At 69.4% G+C, this 14,451-nt stretch carries 12 protein-coding genes and 1 pseudogene; 3 read left to right on the top strand and 10 right to left on the bottom strand.

From position 1 onward, the window contains the following. Nucleotides 1-3: 3 nt before the first annotated feature. Complete coding sequence (locus AC6LJ2_RS15380; RefSeq protein WP_498151670.1) at nucleotides 4-1,734, bottom strand: Hsp70 family protein; 1,731 nt, start codon at nucleotides 1,732-1,734, stop codon at nucleotides 4-6. An 87-nt stretch (nucleotides 1,735-1,821) separates the two neighbouring features. Then, nucleotides 1,822-2,625, bottom strand: a complete 804-nt coding sequence (locus AC6LJ2_RS15375; protein WP_263911125.1) for an aspartate dehydrogenase — start codon at nucleotides 2,623-2,625, stop codon at nucleotides 1,822-1,824. Between the two features lie 274 nt (nucleotides 2,626-2,899). On the opposite strand from AC6LJ2_RS15375, the gene AC6LJ2_RS15370 reads away from it, so the two are divergent. Then, the gene (locus AC6LJ2_RS15370) at nucleotides 2,900-3,400 is read left to right on the top strand and encodes a GNAT family N-acetyltransferase (RefSeq protein ID WP_263911123.1); all 501 of its coding nucleotides are present in this window, start codon (nucleotides 2,900-2,902) and stop codon (nucleotides 3,398-3,400) included. A 22-nt stretch (nucleotides 3,401-3,422) separates the two neighbouring features. Here AC6LJ2_RS15370 and AC6LJ2_RS15365 read toward each other — a convergent pair whose 3' ends face one another. From AC6LJ2_RS15365 to AC6LJ2_RS15330, 8 genes are all read right to left on the bottom strand, one after another. After that, a complete protein-coding gene (locus AC6LJ2_RS15365) occupies nucleotides 3,423-4,340 on the bottom strand; it encodes a BMP family ABC transporter substrate-binding protein (RefSeq protein ID WP_445656938.1) in 918 nt (305 codons plus the stop codon). Then, nucleotides 4,337-5,314 (bottom strand): Bug family tripartite tricarboxylate transporter substrate binding protein, encoded by a 978-nt coding sequence (locus AC6LJ2_RS15360; RefSeq protein ID WP_498151669.1) that lies wholly within the window; start codon nucleotides 5,312-5,314, stop codon nucleotides 4,337-4,339. Before AC6LJ2_RS15360 ends, AC6LJ2_RS15365 begins: the two co-directional genes overlap by 4 nt. Nucleotides 5,315-5,500: 186 nt before the next feature. Beyond that, nucleotides 5,501-6,889 carry an amidohydrolase gene (locus tag AC6LJ2_RS15355; protein WP_445656936.1) on the bottom strand — a complete coding sequence of 463 codons (1,389 nt, stop codon included), beginning with the start codon at nucleotides 6,887-6,889 and terminating at the stop codon, nucleotides 5,501-5,503. Nucleotides 6,890-7,101: 212 nt separating this feature from the next. Continuing rightward, complete coding sequence (locus AC6LJ2_RS15350; protein ID WP_498151668.1) at nucleotides 7,102-8,595, bottom strand: MFS transporter; 1,494 nt, start codon at nucleotides 8,593-8,595, stop codon at nucleotides 7,102-7,104. A gap of 130 nt (nucleotides 8,596-8,725) precedes the next feature. Then, nucleotides 8,726-9,676: a Bug family tripartite tricarboxylate transporter substrate binding protein gene (locus AC6LJ2_RS15345; protein ID WP_498151667.1), complete on the bottom strand. Its 951-nt coding sequence runs from the start codon at nucleotides 9,674-9,676 to the stop codon at nucleotides 8,726-8,728. A gap of 71 nt (nucleotides 9,677-9,747) precedes the next feature. Then, nucleotides 9,748-11,076: a carboxylesterase/lipase family protein gene (locus AC6LJ2_RS15340; protein ID WP_498151666.1), complete on the bottom strand. Its 1,329-nt coding sequence runs from the start codon at nucleotides 11,074-11,076 to the stop codon at nucleotides 9,748-9,750. Between the two features lie 155 nt (nucleotides 11,077-11,231). Beyond that, nucleotides 11,232-12,182 (bottom strand): adenosine deaminase, encoded by a 951-nt coding sequence (locus tag AC6LJ2_RS15335; protein WP_263911113.1) that lies wholly within the window; start codon nucleotides 12,180-12,182, stop codon nucleotides 11,232-11,234. Nucleotides 12,183-12,194: 12 nt separating this feature from the next. Next, entirely contained in the window at nucleotides 12,195-13,112 is a 918-nt protein-coding gene (locus AC6LJ2_RS15330; protein ID WP_498151665.1) for a LysR family transcriptional regulator, read from the bottom strand. A 212-nt stretch (nucleotides 13,113-13,324) separates the two neighbouring features. Here AC6LJ2_RS15330 and AC6LJ2_RS15325 point away from each other — a divergent pair, with 212 nt between their 5' ends. Further along, entirely contained in the window at nucleotides 13,325-13,978 is a 654-nt protein-coding gene (locus AC6LJ2_RS15325; protein WP_263911110.1) for a hypothetical protein, read from the top strand. Between the two features lie 208 nt (nucleotides 13,979-14,186). Then, nucleotides 14,187-14,451: pseudogene (locus AC6LJ2_RS15320) on the top strand (lytic murein transglycosylase); the annotation flags it as partial.

Below are 14,451 nucleotides of genomic sequence, written 5' to 3'. Positions count from 1 at the left end.
GGGCTAGTCGCGGTGAGATGGGTCGAACGCCTGGTCGAAGACACTGGCGCGTTCGAGATGGTCTACGACCTGGCGCAGCCGGTCGCGGGCATCGGGCACCAAGCGTTCGTCCTGCTGTTCAAGCACCTGTTCGAACAGCAGGATCTCATCGGCCAGGCCCTGGCGCTGTTCCCCGCGCAGCAGTTGATAGACCCGCTCGGCCTTGGCCAGCAAGGCGCGGTTGGCGGCATGCTCGCGCGGATGGATCTTCAGTTCAGCCAGTTCCGCCAGGCGTTTGCGCACCTGGGCTTCCGACATCTGCGTGCCGCCGCCCTGGATGACGACGCTCTGCACCGGACCGCCGCGCTGCAGGGATGCCTGGACTTCAAGCAGTCCGTTGACGTCGTAGGTGAAACGCACGTCGATGGCGCATTCCTGGCGCGACAGGCGCGGCAGCGGCAGATTCAGCGCGCCCAGACGGATGTTGTCGCGCACCAGTCGCGACTCGCCCTGGTAGATTTCCAGTTCGACGTAGGCCTGGTTGTCGTGCAGCGGATAGTAGGTTTCCTGGCGGCTGATCGGCACGATGGTATTGCGCTCGATGATCGGCGAGAAATGTCCGGGCAGATGCTGGCCGGTGGCCGTCGTGCGCGAGGTATTCACCCCCAGCGTATAGGGGCAGACGTCGGTCATGACCACTTCGTCCAGCGTCTGGTCCTTCATTTTCAGGCCCGCCATGACCGCCGCTCCTGCGGCCACCACTTCATCGGGATTCATGTCGATGGAAGGAAAGCGGCCGAACATGCGGGTGACCAGCTGGCGCACCAGCGGCATGCGGGTGGCGCCGCCGGCCAGCACCACGGTGGCGATGTCGGACGTGCGGATGTCGGCATCGCGCAATGATCGTTCCACCGGCCCGCGCAGCCGCGCCAGCAGCGGTTCGCTCAGTTCGGCGAACTGGTTCTGGGTCAGGTCCAGCGCGTACTCGGATTCCCGCCACGATACGGCGATGCGGGCGTCAGCGTCTTGCGACAACTGCCGCTTGGCGGCTTCGGCCTGCGCCAGCAATTGCTGCATGAAACGCCGGTCATCGCGCGCGGCGTTCGACAGGCCATGCGTCAGGAAGAATTTCTGGACGATCTCGTTGACGAAGTCTTCGCCGCCCAGGAAGTTGTCGCCCGCGGTGGCGCGTACTTCCATCACCCCTTCGAACAGTTCCAGCACCGACACGTCGAATGTGCCGCCGCCCAGGTCAAAGACCAGGAACTGCGTTTCGACCTCGCTCTGGTGCAGACCGTAGGCCAGCGCCGCGGCGGTGGGTTCGTTGATGAGCCGTTCCACTTTCAGGCCGGCCAGTTCACCCGCGATGCGGGTGGCCTTGCGCTGGCCGTCGGAAAAATACGCCGGGACGCTGATGATGGCTTCGGTGACGGCTTGGCCAAGCACGGCCTCGGCGTCCTCTTTCAGGGCGCGCAGCACCAGCGAAGAAAGGTCTTCGGCGCGGAATTCCTGCGTTCCCAGGCGGAACCGCTTATCGCTGCCCATATGCCGCTTGAACAGCGACGCCGTGCGCTCCGGGTGGGTCTGCAGGCGGTCGCGCGCGGCGGCGCCGATCAGGATGGTGCCGTCGTCGTCCAGGCTGACGCATGACGGGGTGAGCAGGCTGCCCAGGGCGTTGGGCACCAGCCTGGGTTTGCCGTCTTGCCACAATGCCACCAGGCTGTTGGTCGTGCCCAGGTCGATACCGATGATCATGAAAACGTGCTTCCGTTCAGATTCCGCCAAAGCGGGTACGCCAGGCCCGGGGCGGGCCTGCAAGACTCGGTCAGGGGCGAGGATCGCTCAAGTCCCGACGCGCAGCGGCCCGGTCAGCTTGCGCAGCGCGGCGATGACGCTTTGCGCGGTGATGCGGCCGGTCTTGGGGTTGGCCGACGGGATGTTCTGGATTTCCATCGAGAACGAGGCCGAATCGGACACCACTTCGACGCGGTGGATATTGCGTTCCAGCGACGGGTCGGCCCAGATTTCCAGCGTGGTGCGATCCGGCCCGATGCCGGCCAGCGATACGCTGACCGCGACGTTCAGGTTGGCCGGGAAACCCACGGCCGCTTCGCGCGGCGAACCACGGAAGATCAGGCGCGGTTCGGTGATGTCGGCGATGTCGATGTGGTTGTCCGTCAGGTACGGTGCGCCGAGCAGGCCGCGTACCGGCTTGCGGGTGATCATGGTGACTGAATGGATGACGCCTTCGGCGGCGGCGGTGATGGCGTCCAGCCCCAGGATGGCGCCGGACGGCACCAGGATCTGGCCTTGGTGGGCGCGCGCCAGTTCGATCAGGTCGTCGTGGCGCAGCAGCGCGCCCGAGCTCAGCACCACCAGCTTCTTGCCGGCCTTGAGCACCGGTTCGGCCAGTTGGCGGAACACGGCGGCGGGGGCGCATTCGACCACGACGTCGCAGTGCTCGACCAGTTGGTCGATGGTGGTGAACGTGGGCGTGGCCTGCTGCCAGGCGAAGGCGGGCGGGGCCTTGGGGTCGCGCACGGCTACGGCGGCCAGCGTCAGGCCGGGCAGGCCGGCATCCAGGGATTGCGCCACGGCCTGGCCGATGGCGCCGAAGCCGGCGATGCCGACGCGGTAGCTGTTCATGGAAGATTCCGGATGAAGGTCGCGGCGAACCGCGGGGTCGAAGGCTCGGCATGCGGGCGGCGGGCCGCCCGGCCAGGATCGGCGGTCACTGTAGCGAGGGGGCGGGCAGGCGTCAATCCGGGTCGGGAATTGTCGGACGCCCGGACGGGCCATCGCTCGCCGGGGCGTGGCCCGGCGAGTCGAGCCGCGACAGTCGAGCGGGGACAGCCATCCCGGTGTCGGCCGCGTAAACTTGCGCTTTCGCACCATGCTTGCCATCGCAACGAGAAAGGCCATGCAGATTTCCGCCGAGACTCCCGCCGACATCGACGCCATTTTCGCCTTGACGCAGCAAGCGTTTCGCGACCATCCGCATAGTCAGCAGACCGAGGGGCACATCATCAACGCCTTGCGTGCTGCCGGCGTGCTGACGGTATCGTTGGTGGCGCGCGATGGGGGGCGTCCGGTGGGCCACGTCGCATTTTCACCCGTGACGATCAGCGACGGCGCGGCCGATTGGTACGGGCTGGGGCCGGTGGCCGTGCTGCCTGCGATGCAGGGCCTGGGCATTGGTACGGCGTTGATCCAGGCGGGCCTGGCCGAACTGAAGGCGCTTGGCGCGGCCGGTTGCGTGGTGTTGGGCGATCCGGCCTATTACAGCCGCTTCGGCTTCACGGCCACTGCGGCGTTGGTCTATCCCGGCGTGCCGCCGGAATACTTCATGGCGCAGGCCTACAGGCGGCCGGCGTCGGGGCAGGTGACGTACCACCAGGGCTTCGCGGCAACCGGGGCATAGCCTGCCGCCTTATCCGGTGCCCTCAAGCCGCCGCGCCCTCCAGCGCGAACTCCCGTCCGCGGTACTCGCCCGCCACCTGCACGTCGCCGCGCGCCAGGCGGGCCGACCAGTCGTCCAGAATGCGGCGTTCCTCGGCGCTGACGTCCGCGCCCAGCACCAGTCGCAGCGACGCATCGGCTTGCAGGCCGAAATGCGTGACCTCGCCCACCCGTAGCGCCCCGGCCGCGTGGTCGGCGGCGGCGCGCTCCACGCACAGGCCGGAGTCGGCCAGCGCCGACGCCAGGAACACGGCGGGATCGCGCGCGACCCAGTCGAGCACGTTGCCGATCTGGCGCAGGCCGTGGCGGCGGCACGACCGGGTGATGCCCTCGCGGCCGCCATCCATCATCGCGAACACCACTCGGGCGCCGCGCGCGGCCAGGCCGTCGGTCCAGGCGCTGGCCAGGTCCGGGTCGTGCTGGTTGCCGCAAAAGCCGGTCAGCGGGTCCTGGCCCCGCACGCGGCGCACGCCGTCGGCATAGGCCGCACGGCCCTTCAGGCCGGGCCGCACGCGTTCGCCGGACAGGTGAGCCGCGCCGCCGCGCAGCCCCGCCAGCACGCCGGCCAGAAAGGCGGTGTGTTCCTGCAGGATGTCGTACGAGGCCACATTGGCGGCGTGATGACTGCCCTGCGTGATGGCGAACTGCGTGCGCGCAAACCGTGGCGCGATGCGCGCCACCGGCACGTCGCCCTGGCCGCCATGCACGATGACCAGGTCGGGAGCGGCCGCGCACAGCTGCGCCAGGCGTTCGGTGCGTCGGTCCGTATCGTTGTCGGCGATCCATTCGATCTGCAACGCATGACCGGCCCGGGCCGCGCGTGCAGCGCCTTCGACGGCGGCTTCGTTGAAGCCGCCTCGGCCGGGGTGGCCGAACAGCACCAGCACGCGGCGGGCGCTCACAGGCTGGCTCCGGTTGCACGCACCACCGGGCCCCAGGCGTCGGCCTGGCGGCGCACGAAGTCGGTGAATTCGCTGGGCGATTTCCGGGCCAGCACGAAACCCTGGCCCTCCAGCTTGGCGCGCACGTCAGGCGTTTGCAGCACCTGCGTCAAGGCGGCGTGCAGCCGCTGGCTGACGGCGTCGGGCAAACCGGCCGGCCCGGACAGACCGATGAAGTTCTCGGCCACCAGGCCGGGGTAACCCAGCTCGCCCACCGCCGGAATGGCCGGTGCCTGCGGCACGCGCTGCTGCGTGGTGACGGCCAACAGGCGCAGTTGGCCGGTCCGCAGGAACGGCAGGTTCTGCGGCAGTGCGTCCACCGCAAAACGGATCTGGCCGCCCAGCAGGTCATTGCGCATCGCGCCCGACCCCTTGTACGGAATGTGCTGCAGCGGCGCGCCGGTCTGGCGCGCATACAGTTCGCCCACGATCTGGCCGACCGAGGCCAGGCCGCCGCTGCCGTATTGCACGGGCTCGGGCTGCGCCTTGATCCAGTCGGTCAGTTGCGAGAAGGTGTCGACGGGCACCGCCGGATGCACCACGAAGGCCGTCGGCACGGCGCCGATATAAGCCACGTGCCGAAAGCTGGCCAGCGGGTCGTAGCTGTGCTGCGGCATCAGCGCGGGCGAGATCGACAGCGGCGCCGAGTTCGACATGAGCAGCGTGTAGCCATCGGCCGGGGCCTGCGCCACCTGCGCCGCGCCCAGGGTCGAGCCGGCGCCGGGGCGGTTCTCGATCACGATGGGCTGGCCCAGCAGGTCTGCCAGACCCGGCGCAATGATGCGCGCGGCGATGTCGCTGGCGCCGCCGGGCGGAAAGGTCACCACGAGCCGGATGGGACGTTCGGGCCAGGCGGCGGCGCGTGCCGGGCGGGGCCGTGCAAGCGGTAGCACCAGCGCGCTGGCAAGCAATAGTCGGCGTCGGGAAATCGGCATGGCGGTACGGCTCTTGGGCGGCAAAGGGCCGTACTGTAGGAAACCGCGCGGCGTCCCACAAAGACTTTATGGCGGTTTGCTTATGCCCGCCGCGCCAGACGCGGGCGGGGCGGGCGGCGCACGCCTTGCACGTGCGCCTTGCAGGCCTGCCGCGCGGGGCAGGCCCGGGCCGGCAGGCGAAGAAGGCTAGCTGCCTTTTTTGGCCTTGGCCATGTAGTCCACGGTCAGGTTCGACAAGGCGCGCACGCCGTTGATCAGGCCCGATTCATCCACATAGAAGCGCGGCGAGTGGTTGGGCGCGGCGGTCTCCGGATCGGTGCCCTTGGGCGTCACGCCCAGGTAGAAGAACATGCCCGGCACCTTTTCCTGGTAGAAGGAAAAGTCTTCCGAGGCCGTCGACTTGGGCTGCAGCCCGTAGTTGCCTTCGCCGGCCACGCGCCGCAGGGTGGGGCCCATTTCCTCGGTCAGGCCGGGGTTGTTGACGGTGGCGTTGTACAGCTCGACCACCCGCACATCGGCCTTGGCGCCCGCGCTCTGCGCGATCATCGTGGCCGTGCGTTCAATGCGCTGGTGGATGTCTTTTTTCATGCCCTCGTCATACGTGCGGATGGTGCCCGTCATGGCGACGCTGTCCGGCACGATGTTCATGCGGTTGCCGCCGTGGATGGCGCCCACGGTGATCACGGCGGGCTCCAGCATGCTGTTGATCTGGCGGCTGGGAATGGTCTGCAGGCCCAGGATGATCTGCGAGCTGACCACGATGGGGTCGATGCCCGACCAGGGCCGCGCGCCGTGGGTCTGCTTGCCGGTGACGTCGATCCAGAACTGGTCGGCCGCCGCCATGGCCGGGCCGCTGCGCCACGACAGCTTGCCCACGGGGTAGCTGCTGGACACGTGCAGGCCGAAGATCGCGTCGACCTTAGGATTGTCCAGCACGCCTTCCTGCACCATCATCTTGGCGCCCCAGATCTTCTTGCCGTCCGGTTCGAAGTCGGCCGGGCTTTCCTCGGCGGGCTGGAAGATGAATTTGACGCTGCCGGGCAACTGGTCCTTCATGCCGGCCAGCACTTCGGCCGTGGCCATCAGGATGGCGGTGTGCGCGTCGTGGCCGCAGGCGTGCATCACGTCGACTTCCTTGCCCAGGTAGGTGCCCTTGGCCTTCGAGGCGAACGGCACGTCGACCTGTTCCTTCACGGGCAGCGCGTCCATGTCGGCGCGCAGCGCCACCACCGGGCCGGGCTTGCCGCCCTTGAGCACCGCGACGACGCCCGTGCCGGCCACGCCGGTCTTCACGTCCATGCCCAATGCGCGCAGGTGGTCGGCCACCAGCTTGGACGTGCGGTTTTCCTGGTTGCCCAGTTCGGGATGCTGGTGGATGTCGCGGCGCCAGGCGATGAGCTTGTCTTCGATGGCCTTGGCGCGCTGGTCGATCTGCGCGGCCAGCGCCGCGTCGGGCGCCGCTTGCAGCGGGCCTTGCGTGCCGGGCGCGCTTTGCGCGGCGGCGGGGCCGCTCAGGGCCAGGTGCGCGGCAAGCGCCAGCGGCGCCAGGCGGAACAGGGTTCTATGGTGCTTCATGGCTTGTCTCCTCTTCGGTTGTTAACCTGTTATTGGCCGAAGATATTACCGGAGCAACCGTCCCTTGCCGCGTTTTTTACGCCTGCTTAAACACCCTGCCGTTTGATTCCGCGCGCTGGAATTCCGAACGATGGAACCGGGCGCGGCGCGGCCTGTTGCGTCGCCTTGCCGCGCGGTCCGTCCGGCGTTGCAAGGGGGCAGACCCGCTATCCTCACACCGTGCGCAAGACCGGCCGCGCGCCCCGGGTGACCGCCAGCAAAAGCAGCGCGGCCAGCACCGACATCGCGCCGGCCCCCAGCATCGCGGCATGAAAGCCGCCGGCCAGCGCATCGGCAAACAACGCCGCCATGCCGTCGGGCTGCGCGGGCAGCACATGCTGCGTGACCGCGGCGCGCGCCACCGCCTGCGCGTCGGGTTGGCCCAGCCGGGTCAGTGCCGCGGCCAGGTGGTCGACCGCGCGGCCGCTCATCAGCGCGCCCAGCAGCGCGATGCCGATGGTCATGCCGGTCTGGCGCAGCGCATTCATGGTGGCCGACGCCATGCCCGAGCGTTCGCGCGGCACCGTCGCCATGACGGCCATGCTGGTGGACGGCACCGTCAGCCCCATGCCCAGCCCCAGCACCACCATCAGCGAACCCGTCAGCGCGTAGGGGGTGTGCGCGTCCAGGCTCATCATGCCCAGCATGGCCAGGCCGATCAGGCTGTAGCCGGCAATCATCAGGCGCGGCAGGCCGACGCGCGCGTTCAGGCGGCCAAAGACGGTAGACACCAGGCCCGACGCCACGAATTGCGGCGCCAGCTGCCAGCCGCTGGCCAGCGGCGACAGGCCCTGCACGTGTTGCAGGTACAGCGAGAAAAAGAACAGGCTGCTGTAGCCGCCGAAGCCCAGCACGAACGACGCGAAGTTGGTGACCGCGAAGCCCGCATCGCGGAACAGGCCCAGCGGCAGCAGCGGCCGCGCCACCTTCTGCTCGACCCATAGGAAGGCGCTCAGGCCGACGGCGGCGATGGCCAGCGCCGCCACGGTGTCCGGCGCCCGCCAGCCATGCTCGCCCGCGGCGATCAGGCCGTAGGTCAGGGCGCCCAGCCAGATCACGCTCAGCGCTTGCCCGGCGGGGTCGAACGCGGCGTGTTCCGGGTGCGCGCTTTCCTGGATGCCCCACAGGCCCAGCCCGATGGCCAGCGCGCCCACGGGCAGGTTGATGAGAAAGATGCTCTGCCAGCTGAAATGCGCCACCAGCACGCCGCCCAGCATCGGCCCCACGATCAGCGAAATGGCATTGCACGAGGCCCAGACGCCGATGGCCTGGGCGCGTTCGCGCGGGTCGGGAAAGGCCTGCGTCAACAGCGACAGGGCGCCGGGGATCAGCAAGGCCCCGGCCACCCCTTGCACGGCACGGCCGATCAGCAGCATCGGCAGGCTGTCCGCCACGCCGCACAGCGCGGAACCCAGGGTGAACAGCAGCACGCCGCCCAGCCACGAACGCTTGCGGCCGTAGCGGTCGCCCAGCGGACCCGCCGATAGCATGAAGGCGGACAGGAACAGCGCGTACGCGTCCACCACCCACTGCAAGCCGGCCATGTCGATGCGCAGCGCGGCCTGCATGGTGGGCAGGGCCACGTTGACGATGCTGATGTCCAGGATGGTGATGAAGCTGCCCAGGTTGACGGCAAGCACCAGGGCACGGCGGCGGCTGGGGGTCATACGGATCGCCAGGAAAGGAAAGTGAGCCGTATTCTAATTACTGACTGACCGTCGGTCAATGAGTAAGAGAATCATTCCGCGGCGAATCGTGCCGGCGCAGGGCGGGCCGTCCGCAGGCCGCATGACGGCCCTAATTCAGCTTGATCCCCAGTTCCTTGATCAGCGGACCCATCTCTGCCCGATCGGCGGCGATGGTGTCCGCCAATTCCTGCGCGGTGCCGCCGATGGGAATCATGCCCAGCGTCTGCATCTGCGCCTTCATGGCAGGTTCCTTCAGGATGTCGGACACCGTCTTCTGGATCAGCGCCACGCGGTCGGCCGCCACGCCGGCGGGCGCCATCAGGCCGATCCACGGCTGCGGCGCGTAGTCCGCCATGCCGGATTCGCGCAGCGTCGGCGTGTCCGGCAGGCCGGCGAAACGTTCGGGGCTGGTGATGGCCAGCGCACGCAGGCGGCCGCTGTCGATCAACCCCTTGGAACTGGATGGCGCGTCCAGCCCCACATCGAGCTGGCCGCCGATCAGGTCGTTCTGCGTCTTGCCGGACGATGACGACGGGATGTACAGCGCCTTGATGCCGGCACGGCGCGCGGTCTGCTCCCACACCAGGTGAAACGCGGTGCCGATCGAGAACGAGCCCACCGACAGGTTGCGCGCGCGGCTTTCCCGCACGAAGTCCTGCCAGGTCTTGATCGGGCTGTCGGCGGGCACGATGAACAGGAATGGCGTGCGCGCGACCAGCGCCACCGGTTGCAGGTCCTTCTGCGGATCGAACGGCAGGCTGTCCACCGCGAACGGCACGATGGTCACGGACGAGGCCACCACCATGCCCAGCGTGTAGCCGTCCGGAGCCGACTTGACCAGCGCGCCCGTGCTGATGATGCCGGACGCGCCAGGCTTGTTCTCCACCACCACCGCCTGGCCCCACACCTGCGACAGCTTGCTGGCCAGCACGCGCAGCATGACGTCCACGGGGCCGCCCGGCGGGTTGGACACGATGATCTTGACCGGCTTGTCGGGATAGGCCGCGCTGGCGGCGGCGGGCGACAGCAGGGCAAGCGAGATCGCGAGAGACTTCAACATGGATATTCCCCTTATGTATGTTGTGGGTGCGCCGGCCGCGCGAGCCGGGTCGCAGCCGACCGGCGTGTGGCTCAGTCGAGCAATTGCTGGTGCGGCGCCGCGGGCCAGTCGGGCGCCTCGCCGCGGATGAAGGCAAGCCAGGCGCGTTGGGTCGTCGCGGTCAGCCGCGCCGCCTGCGCGGGCGGCAGGCCGTGCAGCATGGGCGCCTGGGCAAAAGCGTCAAGGGTGCCGAACACGAACGGCAGTTCGATGCAGTGGCACGCCCGGAAGGCATCGGTGGGCGCCACGTCAAAGCGCGCGAGCCAGGCCTGGCGGCCCTGGGCGGCGGCGTGTTCGGCCCATTGGCGCGACGGCGCGCCGAACACGGCCTCGCTGGCGGCCTGGCTGTCGGGGCCGGTGCCGTAGCCAGGAAACGCGGCCATCTCATCGCGGGTATAGGCCACCAGCACATCGGCGCGGCCGGCCGCCCGGTGCAATGCCGGGGCGATGTCGGCGGGCAGCACCTGTCCATCCAGCACCGGGCCGAACAGGCTGCGGCGGCCGCCCTCGGCCTGTAGCGCCGCGACCACTTGCGGCGCCTGCTGTGCGGCGAGCAGGCGGTCGACGGGCAGGGCGCGGGCCTCGTCCAGCGAGTTGGCGCCGGCCGCTTCCAGGAACGCCTGGCCCAATGCGGCGGCCTGTGCCGAACTGCGAAAACCGCGGCCCAGCGCGGCGCTCTGCAGAATGGCGCGGGCAAAGCGCGGCCGGCGCGCCAGCATGGCGCAGATCGACGAGGCGCCGGCGGACTGTCCCATCAGCGTGACGCGCGCGGGGTCGCCGCCCAGGTCTTCGATGTTGTCCATCACCCAATCGATGGCGGCTTCCTGGTCGAGCAGCCCGACGTTGGCGGTCTGCCCCGGCACGTGCAGCCAGCCCAGGGCGGCCAGCCGGTAGTTCACCGCCACCACCACCACGTCGCCCAGCGCGGCCAGGCGGGCGCCGTCGTACCAGTCCAGTGCGCCCGCGCCGCTTTGCCAGGCCCCGCCGTGCAGCCACACCACGACCGGTCGGCGCCGCGCATCGGGGGCCGGCATACGGGCTGCCGGCGTACGGGCTGCCGGCATACGGGCTACCGGCGTACCGGCTGCCGGCGTCCAGACGGTCAGGTGCAGGCAGTCTTCCGACTGCGGCGCATCGAAGTCGCCCATGGCGCCGCGCAGCCGCGACGGCAGCTGTGGCGGCACGGGGCCCGGGCGGGTGGCGTCCCGCGGACCTTGCCAGCGGGCGGGTTCGGGCGGTGCGAAGCGCAGCGCGCCCACGGGCGGCGCGGCGTAGGGAATGGCGCTGAAACGGCTGACGCCGCCTTCGCGCAGGCCGGTCAGCAGGCCGGCGCGCAGCCGGACCTGGACGGATTCGGTCATGGTGTTGCCCCTGGTCATTGTCATCGTGGGCGGCAACGCCGGATGGCATTGCCGTCTTCGGACTATGGTAGGGACGAACGGGGCCGGCATGGCATGCCGGTTTCGATCCGGGCCATGCGGGTTGCGCATGGCCCGGCCGTCGCGGGCGACGCCGGTTACTTCAGGATGCGCGCATCCATGCTGTTGTCGGCCAGCGCCTGCGCCTGCGCCTGGCTCATGCCCAGGTGCTCGTACAGCGCATGGAAGTTCTCGGTGACGTAGCCGCCGAAGTAGGCCGGGTCGTCGGAATTGACGGTGACCTTCACCCCCGCATCCAGCAGCGACAGGATGTTGTGCTGCGACATGTGTTCGAACACGCGCAGGCGGGTGTTGGACAGCGGGCAGACGGTCAGCGGGATCTGTTCGTCGATCAGGCGGGCCATCAGGCGCGGGTCTTCGGCGGCGCGCACGCCGTGGTCGATGCGCAGCACCTTCAGCAGGTCCAGCGCTTCCCAGATGTATTCCGGCGGGCCTTCTTCGCCTGCATGCGCCACGGCGGGCAGCCCTTCGGCGCGGGCGCGGTCGAATACGCGCTGGAACAGCCGCGGCGGAAAGCCCATTTCGCTGCTGTCCAGGCCCACGGCGATGAAGGCGTCGCGGTAGGGCAGCGCTTCTTCCAGCGTGCGCATGGCCTGCTCTTCGGGCAGGTGGCGCAGGAAGCTCAGGATCAGGCCGCTGCTGATGCCCAGCTTCTTGCGGCCATCTTCCAGCGCCTGGCTGATGCCGCCCAGCACCGCCGCGAACGGCACGCCGCGGTCGGTGTGGGTCTGCGGATCGAAGAAGGGTTCGGTGTGCACCACGTTCTGCTCGTGGCACTTGACCAGGTAGTCCCAGGTCAGGTCGTAGAAGTCCTGTTCGGTGCGCAGCACGTCGGCGCCCAGGTAGTACAGATCCAGGAATTCCTGCAGATTGCCGTAGTTGTAGGCGGCGCGCAGCGCATCGATGTCGGGCCATGGCAGGGCGACACCGTTGCGGCGGGCCAGCCGGAACAGCAGCTCGGGTTCCAGCGAGCCTTCCAGGTGCAGGTGCAGTTCCGCCTTGGGCAGGGCATTGAGCCAGTCGTACATGGATGGGTGCTCCTATATTGCGTTGATGGCCTGGGCCAGCGTGTCCGCGAACGCGCGGGCCTGGCGGGTGCTGGGTCGGTCGCGGCGCCAGATGGCCGCCAGCGGCGATTTGCGCAGGGCCGGCCGGGCCGCCAGCACGACGACTTCGCCGCGCGCCGCCCGCACTGCCGCGACGCTGCCCGGCAGCATCCACAGATAGTGCCCGTCCAGCAGCATTTCACGGCCGAATTCCAGCGACAGGGCGCCGATCATATCCGGAATCGGCAGGCCCTCCTGGTGCAGCAGCATTTCCAGCTCGCCGCGGATGCGGCTGCCGGGCAGGGCGGTGATCCACGGATAGGTCACGCACTCGGCCAGGTCGGCGTCGGGCCGGCCCGCCAGCGGATGGTTCGGTCCGCAGACCAGCACCACGTCGTCTTCCAGCAAGGTGGCCGACCGGTACACCTGCGGATTGACCGTGGACGAGAAGCGGCTGATCAGCACGTCCAGCGCGCCGGCGTCCAGGTCTTCGATCAGGCGCTCGTGCGTGCCGATCTCAAGCGTCAGGGTGATGCGCGGATAGGCCTGGCGAAAGCGCGTCGCCGCCTGGGCCACCGGCCAGCCGGCGAACATGGAAAAACAGCCCACGGTCAGGCTGCCTTCGTCGCCGCGCGACAGCGCGGCCAGGTCGACCTCGGCCTTGCGAAAGCCGGTCAGCAACTGGCGCGCATGGCGGCACATGGCCTCGCCCAGCGGCGTGCAGCTGGTGCCGCGGGCCGTGCGCTCGAACAACCGCGCACCCACCAGTTCCTCGATTTCGGCGATGGCGCGCGACAGGCCCGACTGCGTGCTGTGCAGTTGCGTGGCCGCCTTGGACAGGTTGCCCAGCTCGGCCACCGTCAGCACGATTTCCAGGTGCCGGGTGCGGAGTTTTCCTTTGAAGGGCGTCATGGGAGCGGCGGTGGGCAGAGGGCGCAGGGCGATCCGCCGATTATTCCCCCCCGCCACGGCCTTGGCAACGCGGGGTTTCGGTATAGTGCGTGGCCATGGGACACGACACGATGGTAATAAAGACGGACCCTTCGGAGACACTGCCTGCGCCGTTGCGGACGGGCAGGGCAGGCGGGGTCGCGGCCCGCGCCGCCCGTCTGGCGTGGGCGGTCATGGCGCTGGCCGGCCTGTCGGCCTGCGGCGTCACCACGGTGGACGACGTGCGCGTCGCCTGGCCCGACTTCAAGCAGGGCGCGCCGCTGGTGCTGCCGTCGGACCCGGCGCAATGCCCGGACCTGGGCGGCACGTATCTCGCGGCCGGCGAACTGCGCGGCGGCAAGGCCTCGGTGGCCGGCCTGTCCGACCTGCAGCGCTTCCTGGCCAACGCGCTGGCGCTGCCGGACCTGCAAGACACCGCCGAGCGCCAATGGCAGCCCACGGCCGCGGCCCGCGTGACCTTCAGTCCCGCTGCCGGCGGCTGGAACATCCAGGCCGAAGACGGCCAGGGCGGCCAGAGCGCGGCGCTGTTGCGGCAACGCGATGGCGCGGCAGACCCCGATCCTGCCGACCCGCCGCAACCGCCCCGGGTCGGCGCCAGCCGCTATACCGGCTGCACCCAAGGCCGCTTCTGGGTGACGGCGCGGCGCGACTGGCATCAGTACGAATCCATGGGCGTGTACCGCTACGTCGCGCTGCTGCGGCCCCAGCAGGGTGGGCTGCTGGTCAGCGTGCAGCGGGAATCCCACAGCATCGGTCTGTTGCCCTGGTATTCGTCCGACAGCGAGCAGGCGCAGTACTGGTTCGCGCCGGCGACGGTGCGTCCATGAGGTGCGCGAGCGCGCGACGGCGTGCGGATCGAATCGCGAGGGACGCGGCTGCCTCTTCCGCCGCGGCGGTGCCCGCAGGCATGCGGTAGCGATCTCTGGTGCGCAGGCGGGGCCGGTGGTTACCGATGGATAAATCGGTGCCACCGGGTTCGATTTCGGCGGCCGGTCGGGGTACGATCCGGGCTGACTCCGATTTTTCAGGATTGCCATGCGTCAGCATTCCCTTCGCGCTCGAATTGATCCCTTTGCCCGCGTGGTCCTGGCCGCTGCATTCTGCGCCGCCGCCACCGGCGTCGCCCAGGCCGAGGGGCCGTCCTCGGCCACGGGCTCGCGCAGTTCCGCCAGCCAGCCGGCGCCCGCGCCGGTGCTCACGCCCAAGCGCAGCTTCGATGAACCGGCAGCCACGCCGGCCGCGCCCGCCGCGGCGCCGGCCCCTGCCGCAGACCCCGGCACCCGCGTGCCCGATGCTGCGC

The organism is Achromobacter sp. 1014246743 (assembly GCF_059760725.1).
The sequence above is the reverse complement of the archived record's forward strand: the minus strand, read 5'-3'. Positions and strand labels throughout refer to the sequence as shown.

Coding starts and splice junctions, on each gene's coding strand:
- AC6LJ2_RS15360 (WP_498151669.1), bottom strand. CDS start 5,314: ATGCCGATTTCCCGACGCCGACTATTGCTTGCCAGCGCGCTGGTGCTA.
- AC6LJ2_RS15370 (WP_263911123.1), top strand. CDS start 2,900: ATGCAGATTTCCGCCGAGACTCCCGCCGACATCGACGCCATTTTCGCC.
- AC6LJ2_RS15340 (WP_498151666.1), bottom strand. CDS start 11,076: ATGACCGAATCCGTCCAGGTCCGGCTGCGCGCCGGCCTGCTGACCGGC.
- AC6LJ2_RS15335 (WP_263911113.1), bottom strand. CDS start 12,182: ATGTACGACTGGCTCAATGCCCTGCCCAAGGCGGAACTGCACCTGCAC.
- AC6LJ2_RS15330 (WP_498151665.1), bottom strand. CDS start 13,112: ATGACGCCCTTCAAAGGAAAACTCCGCACCCGGCACCTGGAAATCGTG.
- AC6LJ2_RS15375 (WP_263911125.1), bottom strand. CDS start 2,625: ATGAACAGCTACCGCGTCGGCATCGCCGGCTTCGGCGCCATCGGCCAG.
- AC6LJ2_RS15345 (WP_498151667.1), bottom strand. CDS start 9,676: ATGTTGAAGTCTCTCGCGATCTCGCTTGCCCTGCTGTCGCCCGCCGCC.
- AC6LJ2_RS15325 (WP_263911110.1), top strand. CDS start 13,325: ATGGCGCTGGCCGGCCTGTCGGCCTGCGGCGTCACCACGGTGGACGAC.
- AC6LJ2_RS15380 (WP_498151670.1), bottom strand. CDS start 1,734: ATGATCATCGGTATCGACCTGGGCACGACCAACAGCCTGGTGGCATTG.
- AC6LJ2_RS15350 (WP_498151668.1), bottom strand. CDS start 8,595: ATGACCCCCAGCCGCCGCCGTGCCCTGGTGCTTGCCGTCAACCTGGGC.
- AC6LJ2_RS15355 (WP_445656936.1), bottom strand. CDS start 6,889: ATGAAGCACCATAGAACCCTGTTCCGCCTGGCGCCGCTGGCGCTTGCC.